Origin of the sequence: Pseudomonas sp. CCC3.1 (assembly GCF_034347405.1) — a bacterium.
Lineage (GTDB): Bacteria > Pseudomonadota > Gammaproteobacteria > Pseudomonadales > Pseudomonadaceae > Aquipseudomonas.
The window spans coordinates 3,916,572-3,932,917 of sequence record NZ_CP133778.1; the positions used below are offsets into that span (position 1 = coordinate 3,916,572).

Annotated in this window: 15 protein-coding genes; 12 read left to right on the plus strand and 3 right to left on the minus strand. The window is 58.5% G+C overall.

The features are described 5' to 3' along the window. Window positions 1-32: 32 nt before the first annotated feature. Window positions 33-1,679 carry a Na+/H+ antiporter gene (locus tag RHM56_RS17220; protein ID WP_322234326.1) on the minus strand — a complete coding sequence of 549 codons (1,647 nt, stop codon included), beginning with the start codon at window positions 1,677-1,679 and terminating at the stop codon, window positions 33-35. Window positions 1,680-1,925: 246 nt separating this feature from the next. Between RHM56_RS17220 and RHM56_RS17225 the strand changes: the two genes are divergently transcribed. The 4 genes from RHM56_RS17225 to RHM56_RS17240 all read left to right on the plus strand — a co-directional run bounded on the left by RHM56_RS17225 (window position 1,926) and on the right by RHM56_RS17240 (window position 5,045). Continuing rightward, on the plus strand, window positions 1,926-2,288 hold the full coding sequence (locus RHM56_RS17225) for an ArsC family reductase (RefSeq protein ID WP_322234329.1): 363 nt from the start codon (window positions 1,926-1,928) through the stop codon (window positions 2,286-2,288). Between the two features lie 47 nt (window positions 2,289-2,335). Then, window positions 2,336-3,370: a 2,3,4,5-tetrahydropyridine-2,6-dicarboxylate N-succinyltransferase gene (dapD, locus tag RHM56_RS17230; protein WP_322234332.1), complete on the plus strand. Its 1,035-nt coding sequence runs from the start codon at window positions 2,336-2,338 to the stop codon at window positions 3,368-3,370. A gap of 62 nt (window positions 3,371-3,432) precedes the next feature. Beyond that, window positions 3,433-4,638, plus strand: coding sequence for a cysteine desulfurase (locus RHM56_RS17235; RefSeq protein WP_322234335.1), 1,206 nt, complete (start codon window positions 3,433-3,435; stop codon window positions 4,636-4,638). Then, window positions 4,635-5,045 carry a SufE family protein gene (locus RHM56_RS17240; RefSeq protein ID WP_322234338.1) on the plus strand — a complete coding sequence of 137 codons (411 nt, stop codon included), beginning with the start codon at window positions 4,635-4,637 and terminating at the stop codon, window positions 5,043-5,045. Before RHM56_RS17235 ends, RHM56_RS17240 begins: the two co-directional genes overlap by 4 nt. Before the next feature lie 77 nt (window positions 5,046-5,122). Here RHM56_RS17240 and tcdA read toward each other — a convergent pair whose 3' ends face one another. Beyond that, the gene (tcdA, locus tag RHM56_RS17245; RefSeq protein WP_322234342.1) at window positions 5,123-5,935 is read right to left on the minus strand and encodes a tRNA cyclic N6-threonylcarbamoyladenosine(37) synthase TcdA; all 813 of its coding nucleotides are present in this window, start codon (window positions 5,933-5,935) and stop codon (window positions 5,123-5,125) included. 277 nt (window positions 5,936-6,212) lie between these two features. Here tcdA and RHM56_RS17250 point away from each other — a divergent pair, with 277 nt between their 5' ends. The 4 genes from RHM56_RS17250 to RHM56_RS17265 all read left to right on the plus strand — a co-directional run bounded on the left by RHM56_RS17250 (window position 6,213) and on the right by RHM56_RS17265 (window position 11,322). Beyond that, window positions 6,213-8,804 (plus strand): glycosyltransferase, encoded by a 2,592-nt coding sequence (locus RHM56_RS17250; protein ID WP_322234346.1) that lies wholly within the window; start codon window positions 6,213-6,215, stop codon window positions 8,802-8,804. A 100-nt stretch (window positions 8,805-8,904) separates the two neighbouring features. Further along, complete coding sequence (gene dapE / locus RHM56_RS17255; RefSeq protein ID WP_019411605.1) at window positions 8,905-10,056, plus strand: succinyl-diaminopimelate desuccinylase; 1,152 nt, start codon at window positions 8,905-8,907, stop codon at window positions 10,054-10,056. Then, window positions 10,056-10,865 carry a putative RNA methyltransferase gene (locus RHM56_RS17260; RefSeq protein WP_322234349.1) on the plus strand — a complete coding sequence of 270 codons (810 nt, stop codon included), beginning with the start codon at window positions 10,056-10,058 and terminating at the stop codon, window positions 10,863-10,865. Before dapE ends, RHM56_RS17260 begins: the two co-directional genes overlap by 1 nt. A 79-nt stretch (window positions 10,866-10,944) precedes the next feature. Then, complete coding sequence (locus RHM56_RS17265) at window positions 10,945-11,322, plus strand: hypothetical protein (RefSeq protein WP_322234351.1); 378 nt, start codon at window positions 10,945-10,947, stop codon at window positions 11,320-11,322. A gap of 96 nt (window positions 11,323-11,418) precedes the next feature. Here the strand turns inward: RHM56_RS17265 and RHM56_RS17270 are convergent, their stop codons facing one another. Further along, a complete protein-coding gene (locus tag RHM56_RS17270; RefSeq protein WP_322234354.1) occupies window positions 11,419-11,628 on the minus strand; it encodes a cold-shock protein in 210 nt (69 codons plus the stop codon). Between the two features lie 241 nt (window positions 11,629-11,869). Between RHM56_RS17270 and plsB the strand changes: the two genes are divergently transcribed. The 4 genes from plsB to RHM56_RS17290 all read left to right on the plus strand — a co-directional run bounded on the left by plsB (window position 11,870) and on the right by RHM56_RS17290 (window position 16,334). Continuing rightward, window positions 11,870-14,365 (plus strand): glycerol-3-phosphate 1-O-acyltransferase PlsB, encoded by a 2,496-nt coding sequence (gene plsB / locus RHM56_RS17275; RefSeq protein WP_322234356.1) that lies wholly within the window; start codon window positions 11,870-11,872, stop codon window positions 14,363-14,365. 148 nt (window positions 14,366-14,513) lie between these two features. Then, window positions 14,514-15,041, plus strand: a complete 528-nt coding sequence (locus RHM56_RS17280; RefSeq protein ID WP_322234359.1) for a hypothetical protein — start codon at window positions 14,514-14,516, stop codon at window positions 15,039-15,041. Window positions 15,042-15,217: 176 nt separating this feature from the next. Next, the gene (locus tag RHM56_RS17285; RefSeq protein ID WP_322234361.1) at window positions 15,218-15,616 is read left to right on the plus strand and encodes a YbaY family lipoprotein; all 399 of its coding nucleotides are present in this window, start codon (window positions 15,218-15,220) and stop codon (window positions 15,614-15,616) included. A 28-nt stretch (window positions 15,617-15,644) separates the two neighbouring features. Next, the gene (locus RHM56_RS17290; RefSeq protein WP_322234363.1) at window positions 15,645-16,334 is read left to right on the plus strand and encodes a DUF4197 domain-containing protein; all 690 of its coding nucleotides are present in this window, start codon (window positions 15,645-15,647) and stop codon (window positions 16,332-16,334) included. The last annotated feature ends 12 nt before the right edge of the window (window positions 16,335-16,346 follow it).

Consider the following 16,346-nt stretch of genomic DNA (forward strand, 5'->3'; position numbering starts at 1 on the left):
ATAAACAACACCCTTGAGTCATCATTCAGGGCTTATTTCACCGCCCCCAGATTCGCTTCACTCAAGTCCAGATCGCGCAAAATTTCGCTGAGCACATCGTCTCCAATCTCATGGTGACGACGCAGGTTATACAACTCCAGTCGCTGCGCCCTGAGCGCCTTGAGCCGCAATCGGCTCTCCAGCAGGTCCATTTGTGAGGCCAGCGCCTGAGCTTCCGCAGAGTCATTGAAGACTTCAAGCTGATGCCGATATTCCGACATGATCCGCGCCTTCAATTCGGCCGCCAATGCTGCCTGCGCAGCGTCTTGCGGGCTGGCCGGTTCTACCACTTCTTCAGCTTCAAGCGCATGAATGGCGGCCTCGGCAGTGCGTCGCCAGGCGTCGCGCACTTCTTTGCGCATGGCATCGTCCGGGCTCTTGGGAATGCCGCGCAACAACAGGGGCAAGGCAATACACGCGGCCACCAACGACAGCAAAATCACTCCGGCCGCAATGAAAATCAGCAGATCACGCTCAGGGAAGTCCACGCCTTGGCTGATAAACAACGGCACCGACATGACACCGGCCAAGGTCACGGCACCGCGCACGCCACCGACCGTCAACAACCAGCAGGAACGGGCAGTCGGCACCAGGGTCAACTCGCCCTTGCCCCGCCAGCGACGCAACAGGCCAGACAAGCGCCAAATGCTTTGCACCCAGATAAAACGCAACGCCAGCAGCACCAGGAAAATCGCCACCACATCCAGGCAGCGGTACAACAAGGTAGGCCAGAGCGTGGTTTCGTGGCTGACAACTGCCTTGATGATGTCGGGCAGTTGCAGGCCCAACAGCAAGAAGATCAGGCCATTAAACGCGAACTCCAGCAGCCCCCACACACTGCGGTTGAGCAGGCGGGTGCTGGTTTGACGCGGCAACAAATCCAGCCAGCTTTGCATCATCCCCGCCGCCACCGCCGACAAAATGCCAGAAGCGCCCAGACGCTCGGCCAGCACGTAAGCGGCAAATGGCAGCAACAACATAAACACTACGTGCGTCGCCGGGTCATCCCAACCGCGGGCAATCATCCAGGCGCGCATGCGCCCTACCAGCCAGCTCAGGGCCACACCGATAGCCAAGCCACCACAGGCCACCAGCACAAATGTCAGGCTGGCATTGGCCAGCGAAAAAATGCCCGTGACGGCAGCGGCCAAGGCAAATTTGAAGGTCACCAGGCCCGACGCGTCATTCATCAAGGCCTCGCCCTGAAGCATATGCATCAACGGGCCGGGCAAACGGTTCTGTGAAATGGCCGACACCGCCACCGCGTCAGTTGGCGACAGCACGGCCGCCAGAGCAAAAGCCACCGGCAAAGGGATCGTCGGCAAGAGCCAGTGAATGAAGTACCCCGCCCCCACGACCGTGAACAGCACAAGGCCCACGGCCAAGGTCAGAATCGGCCCGCGCAAGCGCCAGAACTCACGCTTGGGCATACGCCAGCCATCAGAGAACAACAGCGGTGGCAAAAATAGAAACAGGAACAACTCAGGGTCCAGCGCAACGTGCAGGCCCAAGGTGGGCCATGCCAACACGGCACCCGCCGCAATTTGCACCAAAGGCAGAGGTAACGGGATCACACGCCCCAATAAACGCGAGACTCCCACCAACATCAGCAGGATGAGTACGGTATAGGCGGTTTGCATATCTACAGAATTCCCAAACAATCAGTTTTAACTAAACAGCTATTAATCAAACACAGCTAGCAACAATTTCGCATTGCGCCTCATAGTAGCTACAAATTGCCAAAGTAGAGCCTGAACAAAAGTCTCAATGCGACGACATGTCACAACAACCTGCCAAGGTTGCAGGCAGCCCGCGCTCAAGCGCTTCGCACATGGCATAATCCGCAACCGCATATTTCCAGGCATCTCCAAAGGAGGGGCAATTCAGTGACCGATTCAAGCAAAACGTTGCACCTTTTCGGCATCAAAGCCTGCGACACCATGAAAAAGGCTCGCACCTGGCTAGATGACCATGCAATGCGTTACGACTTTCATGATTACAAAACCAGTGGTATCGACCGAGAACACCTCACCCAGTGGTGCAACGAGCACGGCTGGCAAGTGGTGCTGAATCGCGCCGGCACAACCTTTCGCAAACTCGAAGACGAACAAAAAGCCGATCTAGACCAAGCGAAAGCCATTGAGCTGATGCTCGCCCAACCCTCGATGATCAAGCGCCCGGTGCTCGATCTCGGTGACAAAACCCTGATTGGCTTTAAACCTGATCTTTATGCGGCGGCCCTTCTCTAAGCCCAATGGCTAAAGCCCGCCCATTCATTTTTGTAAGAGGTAATTGCATGTCTACTACCCTGTTCAGCGCGGCCTTCGGTGTCGGTACTCAAAATCGTCAAGGCGCATGGCTGGAAGTGTTTTACGCCCAACCTCTGATTAACCCGTCGGCCGAGCTGATCGCTGCAATCGCGCCGATCCTGGGCTACACCGGAGGCAATCAGGCAATCACCTTTACCACCGCACAAGCCGCGCAACTGGCTGAAGCTGTCAAATCGGTAGACGCTGCTCAAGCCGCGCTGCTGACCCGTCTGGCCGAAAGCCACAAGCCACTGGTTGCCACGCTGCTGGCCGAAGATGCTGCGCTGACGTCAACCCCTGAGGCTTACCTGAAGCTGCACCTGCTGTCGCACCGCCTGGTCAAACCGCACGGCCTGAGCCTGGCAGGCGTGTTCCCGCTGCTGCCAAACGTGGCATGGACCAGCCAAGGCGCCATCGACCTGAGCGAGCTGGCTGAGCGTCAACTCGAAGCCCGTCTGCGCGGCGACTTGCTGGAAGTCTTCTCGGTCGACAAGTTCCCGAAAATGACCGACTACGTGGTACCGGCTGGCGTGCGTATCGCTGACAGCGCGCGTATCCGTCTGGGCGCTTACATCGGCGAAGGCACCACCGTCATGCACGAAGGTTTCGTCAACTTCAACGCGGGCACCGAAGGCCCGGGCATGATCGAAGGCCGCGTATCGGCAGGCGTTTTCGTCGGCAAGGGTTCGGACCTGGGCGGCGGTTGCTCGACCATGGGCACCCTGTCGGGCGGCGGCAACATCGTGATCAAGGTGGGCGAAGGCTGCCTGATCGGCGCCAATGCCGGTATCGGTATCCCGTTGGGCGACCGCAACACCGTTGAATCCGGCCTGTACGTCACCGCTGGCACCAAAGTGGCACTGCTGGACGAAAACAACCAACTGGTCAAAGTGGTTAAAGCCCGCGACCTGGCTGGCCAGCCTGATCTGTTGTTCCGTCGCAACTCGGAAACCGGCGCTGTGGAATGTAAAACCCACAAGTCGGCCATCGAGCTGAACGAAGCGCTGCACGCTCACAACTAAGCGTTTGTCTGCCACTGATGGGGCCGGCCACCGCCGGCCTCGTCAACAGAGCCTTGAACACCATGCTTTTGCCTTCTCCGTGGCGCGCTGACTTTCCGGCCATCGCCGCCTTGCAACGCCAGGACCAGACTTATCTGGACAACGCAGCAACCACGCAAAAACCCCAAGCCCTGCTCGACGCACTGACGCATTACTACGCCAGTGGGGCCGCCAATGTGCACCGGGCCCAACACCTCCCGGGCGCCCACGCGACCCAGGCGTTTGAAAACAGCCGCAACAAAGTCGCCCAATGGCTCAACGCGGCCGACTGCGGGCAAATTGTCTTCACCCACGGTGCCACGTCGGCACTCAATCTTCTGGCTTACGGGCTGGAACACCAATTCACTCCGGGCGATGAAATAGTCATCAGCGCCCTGGAACACCACGCCAACTTGTTGCCGTGGCAACAGCTTGCAAAACGCAAACAACTGACGCTGGTGGTGCTGCCACTGAATGCCGACGGGGTAATTGACCTCGACGCAGCCGCGCGCCTGATCACTCCGCGCACCCGCCTGCTGGCCGTCAGCCAGCTATCCAACGTGCTCGGTGTGTGGCAGCCGCTGCCTGAATTGCTGGCACTGGCCAAAGCGCACAACGCGCTGACCGTGGTCGATGGCGCCCAAGGCGTGGTTCACGGCCGTCAGGACGTACACGCACTGGGCTGCGACTTCTATGTTTTTTCCAGCCACAAACTGTATGGCCCTGATGGTTTGGGCGTGCTGTTTGGCCGTTATGCGGCGCTGGCCGGCCTGCAACACTGGCAGTTTGGCGGTGAGATGGTGCAAGACGCCGACTACCAGCACGCCACGTTTCGCCCGGCACCGCTGGGCTTTGAAGCTGGCACGCCACCAATTGCCAGCGTGATCGGCCTGGGCGCGACCCTCAGCTATTTGAGCAGCCTCGACCAGGCAGCCGTCGACGCCCACGAAACCGCGCTGCACCGACTTTTGGTTGACGGTTTGCAACAACGCCAAGGCATTCGTCTACTCGGCTCGCCGCAGCTGGCGCTGGTGAGTTTTGTGGTTGAAGGCGTGCACAACGCCGACTTGGCCCACCTGCTGACCGAGCAAGGCATCGCCGTGCGGGCCGGGCATCACTGCGCCATGCCACTGCTGAAAAGTCTGGGGTTGGCGGGAGCGATTCGCGTGTCGCTGGCGTTGTACAACGACTCTGACGATGTGCAGCGCTTTTTCGATGCCCTCGACCAGGCACTGGAGTTGCTGCAATGACCCTGCCTGCTGACGCCCAAGATGCCCTCGACAGTTTTGAGCACTGTGCCAGTTGGGAACAGCGCGCACGTTTGCTGATGCAATGGGGCCAACGTCTGCCAGAACTGAGCGATGCCGACAAAATCGACGCCAATCGCGTGCATGGCTGTGAAAGCCAAGTGTGGTTGGTGGGCGAGTTAAAAGACGGCCACTGGCAATTTGCTGCCAGCAGCGATGCGCGATTGATTCGTGGGCTGGTGGCGTTATTGCTGGCGCGGGTCAATGGGTTATCCAGCGAAGCATTGCAACACGTGGACCTGCCTGACTGGTTTAACCAGTTGGGCCTGAGCCGCCAACTCTCGCCTTCGCGCAGCAATGGGCTGAATGCGGTGTTGCAACGGATGCGTGAGTTGTCTGCTCAACACTAACCCGGTAGGAGCGAGCTTGCCTCGCGATCTTTTGCCTTTAACATCAAAAGATCGCGAGACAAGCTCGCTCCTACAGCTCAGGGTTTGGCCTTGACCTTCTCCGAAGGCCGGCGCACACCCGCAACGATCTTGTCCACGGCCTTGGTGGCCGCGACCATACCGAAGGTGGCCGTGACCATCATCACGGCGCCAAAACCACCGGCACAATCGAGTTTCACCCCGTCCCCGACAAAACTCTTTTGTAAGCAAATGCTGCCATCTGGCTTGGGATAGCGCAGTTGTTCGGTCGAGAACACGCAGGGCACGCTGTAATGACGGGTCACGGTGCGCGAAAAACCATAGTCGCGGCGCAGGGTCGAACGCACTTTCGAAGCCAGCGGGTCATTAAAGGTGCGGTTCAAGTCGCAAACCTGAATCAGCGTCGGGTCTATCTGCCCGCCCGCACCGCCGGTGGTGATGATCTGGATCTTGCGTCGTTTGCACCAGGCAATCAGCGCCGCTTTGGCATTCACGCTGTCGATGCAGTCAATCACGCAATCAATGTTGGGGGTGATGTACTCGGCCATGGTTTCGCGAGTCACGAAATCAGCGACCTCGTGCACGATGCAGTCCGGGTTGATCTGGCGCAGACGCTCAGCCATCACTTCGACCTTGTCCCGACCAATGGTCGAGCTCAAGGCATGCAACTGACGGTTGCTGTTGCTGACACAGACGTCATCCAGGTCAAACAGCGAGATTTCTCCCACGCCACAGCGGGCAATCGCCTCGGCCGCCCATGACCCAACGCCACCCACACCGACGATCGCCACGTGCGCCGCACGCAGTCGTTCCAGGCCTTCCAAGCCATATAACCGGGCTACACCGGCAAACCGCGGATCTTCTGTACTCATCGCCAACACCCCAAAAACCGGCGCGCATTATAGGGGTCAGGCGTGTCGTTTAGTATCTTTCGTACGCTCTATGCGACCAAGCCTGCTTTAATGACTCACAAAGTAACAAGATAAGAGCCACAAGAATTAAAGAAGTAGCCTAAGTCTACTACCGCAAACCTAAGCCCGACCTGATTCCGTGCGCTGTACGTCTGGTCAGAGAGAAGTGTAGGATGCGCGCCGCTGTAGCTCCTGCCGACCGATCTTCGTTCCACTCCCTTTGGAACCCGAAATAGTTATGTCATCGCGTAAATTTGGACTCAACCTGGTGGTGGTGCTGGCCATCGCTGCCCTATTCACTGGTTTCTGGGCGCTGATTAACCGCCCGGTTTCTGCTCCCAACTGGCCAGATCAAATTTCTGGCTTTTCGTATTCGCCGTTTCAGCAAGGCCAATACCCGCAGAAAGACCAGTACCCGACCGACGATGAAATGCGTCGCGACCTGGAAATATTGAGCAAGCTGACCGACAACATTCGGACCTACTCGGTCGACGGCACCTTGGGCAATATTCCCAAACTGGCGGAAGAGTTCGGTTTGCGGGTCACGCTCGGGATCTGGATCAGCCCCGATCAAGCGCGCAATGAACGCGAAATCCAAAAGGCCATCGAACTGGCCAATCACTCGCGCAGCGTGGTGCGTGTTGTGGTGGGCAACGAAGCCCTGTTCCGCGAAGAGATCACGCCTGAAGAACTGATCGTGTTGCTGGACCGCGTTCGCGCAGCCGTCAAAGTGCCCGTGACGACGTCCGAGCAATGGCACATCTGGGAGAAATACCCGCAACTGGCCAAACACGTTGACCTGATTGCCGCGCACATTCTGCCCTACTGGGAATTTATCCCGATGGACAAGGCCGGCCAGTTCGTTCTGGAACGCGCCCGCGACCTGAAAAAGATGTTCCCGAAAAAACCGCTGCTGCTCTCCGAAGTGGGCTGGCCGAGTAACGGCCGCATGCGCGGTGGCGCAGACGCGACGCCCGCAGACCAGGCGATTTACCTGCGCACGCTGGTGAACACCCTCAACCGTCGCGGCTACAACTACTTCGTGATCGAAGCCTTCGACCAGCCGTGGAAAGCCAGCGATGAAGGTTCTGTGGGCGCCTACTGGGGCGTATACAACGCGGCCCGCCAGCAGAAGTTCAACTTCGAAGGCCCGGTTGTGGCCATTCCGCAGTGGCGCGTGCTGGCCATTGGCTCGGTGGTGATGGGCTTGCTGTCGCTGGCCTTGCTGCTGATTGACGGCTCGGCCTTGCGCCAGCGTGGTCGCACGTTCCTGACATTTACCGCATTCCTGTGCGGCTCTGCCCTGGTGTGGATCGGCTACGACTACAGTCAGCAATACAGCACCTGGTTCAGCCTGACCGTGGGTTTCCTGCTTGGGCTGGGCGCACTCGGAGTGTTTATTGTGTTACTCACCGAGGCCCATGAACTCGCCGAAGCGGTATGGGTTCGCAAACGCCGACGGGAGTTTTTACCGGTCGAAAGCGATGATGCCTACAGACCTAAAGTCTCGATCCATGTGCCGTGCTACAACGAGCCACCGGAGATGGTCAAACAGACCCTCGATGCGCTGGCCAACCTCGACTACCCGGATTTCGAAGTGTTGCTGATCGACAACAACACCAAAGACCCGGCCGTCTGGGAGCCGGTGCGTGACTATTGCGCCACCTTGGGCCCACGCTTCAAATTCTTCCACGTCGCGCCCTTGGCCGGTTTCAAGGGCGGCGCGCTGAACTACCTGATCCCGCACACCGCGCCGGATGCCGAAGTGATCGCCGTGATCGACTCCGATTACTGCGTCGATCGCAACTGGCTCAAGCACATGGTGCCGCACTTTGCCGACCCGAAAATCGCCATCGTGCAGTCCCCGCAGGACTACCGCGACCAGAGCGAAAGTACCTTCAAAAAGCTCTGCTACTCGGAATACAAAGGGTTCTTCCACATAGGCATGGTCACCCGCAATGACCGAGACGCGATCATTCAGCACGGCACCATGACCATGACTCGCCGTTCCGTGCTCGAAGAACTGGGTTGGGCCGACTGGTGTATCTGTGAAGACGCTGAGCTAGGTCTGCGGGTGTTCGAAAAAGGGTATTCCGCTGCCTACTCCCAAAACAGCTACGGCAAAGGCCTGATGCCCGATACCTTTATCGACTTCAAGAAACAGCGATTCCGCTGGGCCTACGGGGCGATTCAGATCATCAAGCGTCACACGTCCAGCCTGCTGCTGGGCAAAGACACGGAACTGACCCGTGGCCAGCGCTATCACTTCCTCGCGGGCTGGCTGCCGTGGGTGGCTGACGGCATGAATATCTTCTTCACCGTGGGCGCCCTGTTGTGGTCCGCGGCGATGATTATTGTGCCGACGCGGGTCGACCCGCCGTTGCTGATCTTCGCTATCCCGCCTTTGGCACTGTTTGTGTTCAAGGTCGGCAAGATCATCTTCCTCTACCGCCGCACCGTGGGGGTTAACCTCAAGGACGCGTTTGCCGCCGCCCTGGCGGGTCTGGCGTTGTCGCATACCATCGCCAAAGCGGTGCTGTACGGGTTTTTCACCACCAGCATTCCGTTCTTCCGCACCCCTAAAAACGCCGACAACCATGGCTTTTGGGTCGCTATCTCGGAAGCACGCGAAGAAGTCTTCATCATGCTGCTGCTCTGGGGCGCCGCACTCGGGATCTTCGTCGTGCACGGCTTGCCAAGCAACGACATGCGCTTCTGGGTGGTGATGTTGCTGGTGCAATCACTGCCGTACCTGGCAGCGCTGATCATGGCCTTTACCTCTTCGCTGCCAAAACCTGAGCAGGCGCTAGAGCAACAACCGACGGCATAAATTGACAGCAACGACTAAACGGCGGCCTCTGGCCGCCGTTTTGCTTTAAGATAACCGCCCTTTTGTGCCGCGCCACCTGTCCCGCTTCGGAGTCTCTACCATGACGGCCCACGCCGACCTTTCGCCGACCCTGCAACTTGCCTGCGATCTGATCCGTCGCCCTTCCGTGACGCCGATCGACGCTGACTGCCAGAAGCTGATGATGCAGCGCCTGGGCGATGCCGGCTTCAAGCTGGAACCGATGCGCATCGAAGACGTCGACAACTTTTGGGCCACCCACGGCAAACACGAAGGCCCGGTGCTGTGCTTCGCCGGCCACACCGACGTGGTACCGACCGGCCCGGTGCAAGCCTGGCAAAACGACCCGTTTGATGCATTGATCGACGAACACGGCATGCTCTGCGGACGTGGCGCTGCCGATATGAAAGGCAGCCTCGCGGCCATGCTGGTCGCTGCCGAGCGCTTCGTCGCGGACTACCCGGACCACAAGGGTTCGGTCGCATTTCTGATCACCAGCGACGAAGAAGGCCCGGCCCATCACGGCACCAAAGCCGTGGTTGAGCGCTTCGCAGCGCGTAATGAGCGTCTGGACTGGTGCATCGTCGGCGAGCCGTCGAGCACTTCGCTGGTCGGTGACGTGGTCAAAAATGGCCGTCGCGGCTCGCTGGGCGCCAAACTCACCGTACGCGGCGTTCAAGGCCACGTGGCCTACCCGCACCTGGCCAAGAACCCGATCCACCTCGCAGCTCCGGCGCTGACTGAGCTGGCGGCTGAGCATTGGGACAACGGCAACGCCTTCTTCCCACCGACCAGCTTCCAGATTTCCAACCTCAATTCCGGTACCGGCGCGACCAACGTGATCCCCGGTGATCTGGTGGCGGTGTTCAACTTCCGCTTCTCGACCGAGTCCACCGTTGAAGGGTTGCAGAAACGTGTCGCCGATATTCTCGACAAGCATGGCCTGGACTGGCACATCGAGTGGGCGCTGTCTGGCCTGCCATTCCTGACCGAGCCGGGCGCCCTGCTGGACGCCGTGTCGTCGAGCATCAAGCACGTGACAGGCCGCGAAACCAAAGCCTCCACCAGCGGCGGCACTTCGGATGGACGCTTTATCGCCACCCTGGGCACGCAAGTGGTTGAACTGGGCCCGGTCAACGCGACCATTCACCAGGTCAACGAACGGGTACTGGCCAGCGATCTCGACGTGCTGACCGAGATTTACTACCAAACCCTGATCAAGTTGCTCGCCTGATGCTCGCGTGCCCTATCTGCTCGGAACCGCTCACGGCAGTCGACAACGGCGTGGTCTGCCCCGCAGGCCATCGCTTTGATCGCGCCCGTCAGGGCTATCTGAACCTGTTGCCGGTGCAGCACAAAAACAGCCGTGACCCTGGCGACAACCAGGCCATGGTTGAAGCCCGCCGCGATTTCCTCAACGCCGGCCATTACGCACCAGTGGCCAAGCGCTTGGCCGAACTGGCCGCCGAACGAGCCCCGCAACGTTGGCTCGACATCGGTTGTGGCGAGGGTTACTACACGGCGCAAATCGCCGACGCCTTGCCGGATGCCGACGGCTACGCGCTGGACATCTCCCGCGAGGCGGTGAAGCGCGCCTGCAAGCGCAACCCGAACCTGACCTGGTTAATCGCCAGCATGGCTCGCGTGCCATTGGCCGACGCCAGTTGCCAGTTTTTGGCCAGCGTATTCAGCCCGCTGGACTGGCTCGAAGCCAAGCGCCTGCTCAGCCCTGGCGGCGGCCTGATGCGTGTCGGCCCAACGCGTGGTCACTTGATGGAGTTGCGCGAACGCCTATACGACGAAGTGCGCGATTACGCAGACGACAAGCACTTGGCGCTGGTGCCCGAAGGCATGCAGTTGCAACACAGCGAAACACTGGAATTCACCCTCAGTTTGAGCGCGCCGCAAGACCGCGCCAACCTGCTGGCCATGACCCCGCACGGCTGGCGCGCCAGCGCCGAGCGTCGGGCTCAGGTCATCGAGCATCCAGAGCCGTTAATCGTGACGGTGTCCATGCGCTACGATTACTTCGTGCTTCAATAACCCTTTTACGGCCTGCGGCACGCGCGGCAGGCCCGACTAATCCGCGAATGGATTTTTCAGACACGCAGTGAGGACATCCATGCGCCAACCCGATATCGAGATTTACCTAAAAGAATCTGTCACCTACAAAGAAGTCGCCGACTGGCTGTCCACCGTGTTGGGTACGTGCTCGGAATGGAAGCAAAAAGGCCAGGTATGGAAATGCACCGCGGGTAACGTCCCGGTGACCTGGATGCCAAAAGCGGTGGGCAAATGGAACAGCCTGTACCTGGAAAGCGACCAAACGCCGTGGGACGACGACATCGCCTGCGCCCGTGATGCCTTCAAGGCCTTGAACGTAGAAGTCCGCTGCGCGCCGGGCACTTGGGTCGAAGAGGAAGGCGAGGAAACCGCTGACAACTGGATCCGCATCAGCGCAGACGGTGAAGAAGAAATCACCTGGCGAACCGGTTCCTGATTCACACCGCAAAACTCTGTAGGAGCGAGCTTGTCTCGCGATCTTTTTAAACGATCAAAAGATCGCGAGGCAAGCTCGCTCCTACACGGTTTATAGTTACAGACCTACCACATCTTCAGCCTGAAACCCTTTATCACCCGTCACGCGGGTGTATTCGACCTGCTGGCCTTCAGCCAGAGAGCGATGGCCTTCACCGCGAATAGCGCGGTAATGCACAAATACGTCGCCCCCCTCTTCACACTGAATAAAACCGTAGCCTTTGGCGTCGTTGAACCATTTCACATTGCCTGTCAAACGTGTGCTCATAGATCCTTCCCCCTTTTTTATTTTTGAATGGGCTTATTGGTTAGCCCGCTAAGAACTGTCGCTCGAACTTAACTCTCTAATACTCGGTCTTACGCAGTATGGCGAAAGAGCCCCGAGTATAAGTCAGCGCGAAGAACACTCAATCAATATTAGTTCGCCGCTTTTTTGCCGAATTTCCAGAGATACGGCACACTACCGGGCCGAGTAAACACTCGTTTTAATCCACTAACGCAGAAGCCGTATGACCCGCTCCCCATTCCACCGTCTCGTCTTTGGCGCCCTGCGTCGCTTGCTGTACCTGTGGGTGCGTTCGGAGACTATTAATCAGTCTTCCCTGTCTCTGAGCCTGGACCGCAGCAGGCCGGTGTTCTACGTCCTGCAATCGCCGTCGATCACCGAACTGGCGGTGGTCGATACCGAGTGCACCAAAGTGGGCCTGCCCCGCCCGGTGTTGCCCGTTGCCGTAGGGGCCATGACCGAGCCCGCAGCGTTCTTCTACCTGACCCCCGAGCCCGATTGGCTGGGCCGTCAGGACAAACGCGGCGCGCCCCCGACCTTGACCCGTCTGGTTGATGGTTTGACCCACACCCCCTCCGAGGATGCACAAATCATTCCGGTCAGCGTGTTCTGGGGTCAGTCACCCGACAGCGAGTCCAGCCCCTGGAAGCTGCTGTTTGCCGACAGCTGGGCGGTCACCGGGCGTCTGCGACGCCTGTTGCGCATCCTAATCCTGGGTCGCAAAACCCGTGTGCAATTCTCTGCGCCTATTCACTTGCGTGAGTTGATCGACCTCAATAAAGGTCACGAACGCACCGTGCGCATGGCGCAACGTATTTTGCGTGTGCACTTTCGTAACCTCAAAACCTCAACCATTGGCCCCGACCTGTCGCACCGTCGCAATTTGGTCAAAGGCCTGGTCAATGAGCCTTCCGTTCGCCAGGCAATTCTCGATGAGGCTGAGCGCGAAAATATCACCCCGGAAAAAGCCAAAGCCCAGGCACTGCGTTACGCCAATGAAATTGCCTCGGATTACACCTACACCGCCATCCGCTTTTTTGAAGTGATCCTGAGCTGGTTCTGGAACAAGATTTACGACGGGGTCAAAGTCAATCACATCGAGGGGGTGCAGAACGTCGCGCAGGGCAACGAAATCATCTACGTGCCGTGTCACCGCAGCCATATCGACTACCTGCTGCTGTCTTACCTGCTGTTTCGCAACGGCCTGACCCCGCCGCACATCGCCGCCGGGATCAACCTCAACATGCCGGTCATCGGCCGCTTGCTGCGCCGTGGCGGTGCCTTCTTCATGCGCCGCACGTTCAAGGGCAACCCGCTGTACACCTCGGTGTTCAACGAATACCTGCATACCTTGTTCACCAAAGGCTTCCCGGTGGAGTACTTCGTTGAAGGCGGCCGCTCGCGTACCGGGCGCATGCTGCAACCCAAAACCGGGATGCTGGCCATCACCCTGCGCAGCTTCTTGCGTTCATCACGCACACCGATTGTGTTCGTGCCGGTGTACATCGGCTACGAGCGCGTACTCGAAGGCCGCACCTACCTGGGCGAACTGCGCGGGGCGAGCAAGAAGAAAGAATCGATTTTCGACATTTTCAAAGTCATCGGCGCCCTCAAGCAGAAATTTGGCCAGGTCGCGGTCAACTTCGGCGAGCCGATCAAACTGGCTGACTTCCTTGATCAGGAACAACCCAACTGGCGCCAGCAAGAACTGGCGCCGCTGTACCGGCCGCAATGGTTGAACGCCACCACCAACCGCCTGGGTGAGAAAGTCGCCCAACACCTCAACGAAGCTGCCGCGATCAACCCGGTCAACCTCGTGGCCCTGGCCTTGCTGTCGACCAGCAAGCTGGCACTGGATGATCGGGCGATGGCTCGGGTGCTGGATTTGTACCTGGCCCTGTTGCGCCGCGTGCCTTACTCGCCGCACACCACCTTGCCGGAGGGTGATGGCCGAGCGTTGATTGAACACGTCAAAGACATGGACCTGCTCTCTGAGCAAAGCGATGCGTTGGGCAAAATCCTCTATCTGGATGAGCAAAACGCGGTGTTGATGACGTACTACCGCAACAACGTGCTGCATATTTTTGCGCTGCCAGCGTTGCTCGCCAGCTTCTTCCAAAGCTCGTCGCGCATGACCCGCGAGCAAATCCTGCGCTACACCCGCGCGCTGTACCCGTACCTGCAATCGGAACTGTTTATCCGCTGGTCGCTGGATGAGCTGGATGGCGTGGTCGATCAATGGCTCGAAGCCTTTGTCGAACAAGGTTTGTTGCGTTTCGAAAATGACATCTACCTGCGCCCGGCGCCGAGCTCGCGGCACTTTGTACTGCTGACGCTGCTGTCCAAAAGCATTGCGCAAACCCTGCAACGCTTCTACATGGCCATCTCGCTGCTGCTCAACAGCGGCCAGAACACCTTGAGCAGCGAAGAGCTGGAAGATCTGTGCACCATGATGGCTCAGCGCCTGTCGATCCTGCACGGGCTCAACGCCCCGGAGTTCTTCGACAAGAGCCTGTTCCGTCACTTCATCGAAACATTGCTTGAACAAGACGTGCTGCGCCGTGATGAGAACGGCAAGTTGAGCTACCACGAACTACTCGGCGAACTGGCCGAAGGCGCAGCCAAACGCGTATTGTCCGCCGAGATTCGCCTGTCTATCCGTCAGGTCGCGTTGCACCGCAGTGAAGACGCTGCCGATCAGCCGGAAAATGCAGGATAAGTTACAAGCTGGGTCAGGACATATCCCTGAAGATCAATGGAAGCGTCCTGACCTGATTTGAGTGTCCAAACTACCGCTAGCCTAGGGGTTGTGCCGACTTTTTCGGCACAACATACACGCTAATAACCAGCAGATAAGGACATCTCAAATGACACAGCAGAACAACACCGGCGGCGTTCATGGCGGTAACGGCATCAAGCCAGCCACCGACAACGGCGGCGTTCACGGCGGCAGCGACATCAAGCCAACCACCGGTAACGGCGGCGTTCATGGCGGCAACGGCATCAAGCCAGCCACCGACAACGGCGGCGTTCATGGCGGCAACGGCATCAAGCCAGCCACCGACAACGGCGGCGTTCATGGCGGCAACGGCATCAAGCCAGCCACCGACAACGGCGGCGTTCACGGCGGCAACGGCATCAATCCAGCCACCGACAACGGCGGCGTTCACGGCGGCAACGGTATCAAGCCAACCACCGGCAACGGCGGCGTTCACGGCGGCAATGGTATCAAGCCAACCATCGGTAACGGCGGCGTTCACGGCGGCAATGGCATCAAACCAGCCACCGGCAGCTTCGGTGCTCCTGGTGACACCTGCGCCCAGCAGAACGAAGACAAGCCTGTGATCACGATTGAAACCGACCGCTTCAAGCTATCGATCTACACTCCTCTCTAAGCACTGACTTAGAACCTGCCTTTACCTTACTGCCGGCTATCTCGGCAGTAAGGATTTCCTCGCTGTTAAGCACATTCAAACCAGACAATGCCGCCCAAATCGAACTTCATTGTTAGACTCCTCTCAATCTCTTCTGCATGACGCCTCTTCTCAGAGATAAAAACGGAGTTTCTCTCATGAAAAAAATCCTTTTACTCAGCCTTACAGCCCTGCTCGGAGCCTGCAGTTCGATGAACTCCACCCCGCAAGCCACGCTTAATGGCGAAGTGTATTACCTGCAACGCATCGCCCTCCCACCGACCGCTACACTTGAAGTGAGCTTGCAGGATGTATCGCTGGCCGATGCACCCGCCATTACCCTGGCCAAGCAAAGTGGCCCGGTCAAAGGCCAGGTGCCGCTGCCGTTCCACCTGACGTACGACCCGGCCGAGGTCAAACCGGGCCACACCTACGCCGTAAGCGCGCGAATTGAAGAAGACGGCAAATTGTTGTTTATCAGCACTGAGCGCAACAGCGTTGACCTTAATGCCAAAACCCTGCAACCCATCCGTTTACGTGTAGATCAAGTTCGTTAATTTAACTCCCCAGATCAAGGAAGCTCCCATGCTGCGCTCTACTCTTCGATTCGCTGGTTTCTGCGCGGGTCTGCTTATTTCGGCTAACGCCTTGGCGTTGTCGTTGAGCGATCTGTCGCAAAAAGACGCCACTGGTGGCCTTAAAGATGCCCTGACCCAAGGTGCGCAAATCGCTGTGAAACAACTGGGCACGCCCGGTGGTTTCAGCAACAACCCCGAAGTCAAAATCGAATTGCCGGGCAACCTCGGCAAAGTCGCGAAAAAGATGAAGCAATTTGGCATGGGAGCGCAGGTCGACGAACTGGAAACCAGCATGAACAAAGCCGCAGAAGCGGCGGTGCCTCAGGCGCAAGCCTTGCTGGTGAATGCCGTGAAAAACATGAGTGTGTCGGATGCCAAAGGCATTTTGACCGGCGGTCAGGATTCAGCCACGCAGTACCTGAACAAAAGCAGCCGTGAGCAGATACGCGCCAAGTTCCTGCCTATCGTCAAACAGGCGACCGACAAAGTGGGTCTGGCGCAGCAATACAACAGCTTTGCAGGCCAAGCCGCCTCATTCGGTGTGGTCGACGCAAAAAGCGCCAACATCGAAAGCTACGTGACGGAAAAAGCCCTGGATGGCTTGTTTGAAATGATCGGTAAACAAGAAGAAAGCATCCGCCAAAACCCGGCCGCAGCAGCAACCAGCTTGGCGAAAAAGGTATTTGGGGCGCTGTAAGCCGCACCCTGC

Bases quoted from the DNA above. Each gene is read 5' to 3' on its own strand.
- RHM56_RS17220 (WP_322234326.1), bottom strand. From the start codon at position 1,679: ATGCAAACCGCCTATACCGTACTCATCCTGCTGATGTTGGTGGGAGTC.
- dapD (WP_322234332.1), top strand. From the start codon at position 2,336: ATGTCTACTACCCTGTTCAGCGCGGCCTTCGGTGTCGGTACTCAAAAT.
- RHM56_RS17235 (WP_322234335.1), top strand. From the start codon at position 3,433: ATGCTTTTGCCTTCTCCGTGGCGCGCTGACTTTCCGGCCATCGCCGCC.
- RHM56_RS17240 (WP_322234338.1), top strand. From the start codon at position 4,635: ATGACCCTGCCTGCTGACGCCCAAGATGCCCTCGACAGTTTTGAGCAC.
- tcdA (WP_322234342.1), bottom strand. From the start codon at position 5,935: ATGAGTACAGAAGATCCGCGGTTTGCCGGTGTAGCCCGGTTATATGGC.
- RHM56_RS17250 (WP_322234346.1), top strand. From the start codon at position 6,213: ATGTCATCGCGTAAATTTGGACTCAACCTGGTGGTGGTGCTGGCCATC.
- dapE (WP_019411605.1), top strand. From the start codon at position 8,905: ATGACGGCCCACGCCGACCTTTCGCCGACCCTGCAACTTGCCTGCGAT.
- RHM56_RS17260 (WP_322234349.1), top strand. From the start codon at position 10,056: ATGCTCGCGTGCCCTATCTGCTCGGAACCGCTCACGGCAGTCGACAAC.
- RHM56_RS17265 (WP_322234351.1), top strand. From the start codon at position 10,945: ATGCGCCAACCCGATATCGAGATTTACCTAAAAGAATCTGTCACCTAC.
- RHM56_RS17270 (WP_322234354.1), bottom strand. From the start codon at position 11,628: ATGAGCACACGTTTGACAGGCAATGTGAAATGGTTCAACGACGCCAAA.
- plsB (WP_322234356.1), top strand. From the start codon at position 11,870: ATGACCCGCTCCCCATTCCACCGTCTCGTCTTTGGCGCCCTGCGTCGC.
- RHM56_RS17280 (WP_322234359.1), top strand. From the start codon at position 14,514: ATGACACAGCAGAACAACACCGGCGGCGTTCATGGCGGTAACGGCATC.
- RHM56_RS17285 (WP_322234361.1), top strand. From the start codon at position 15,218: ATGAAAAAAATCCTTTTACTCAGCCTTACAGCCCTGCTCGGAGCCTGC.
- RHM56_RS17290 (WP_322234363.1), top strand. From the start codon at position 15,645: ATGCTGCGCTCTACTCTTCGATTCGCTGGTTTCTGCGCGGGTCTGCTT.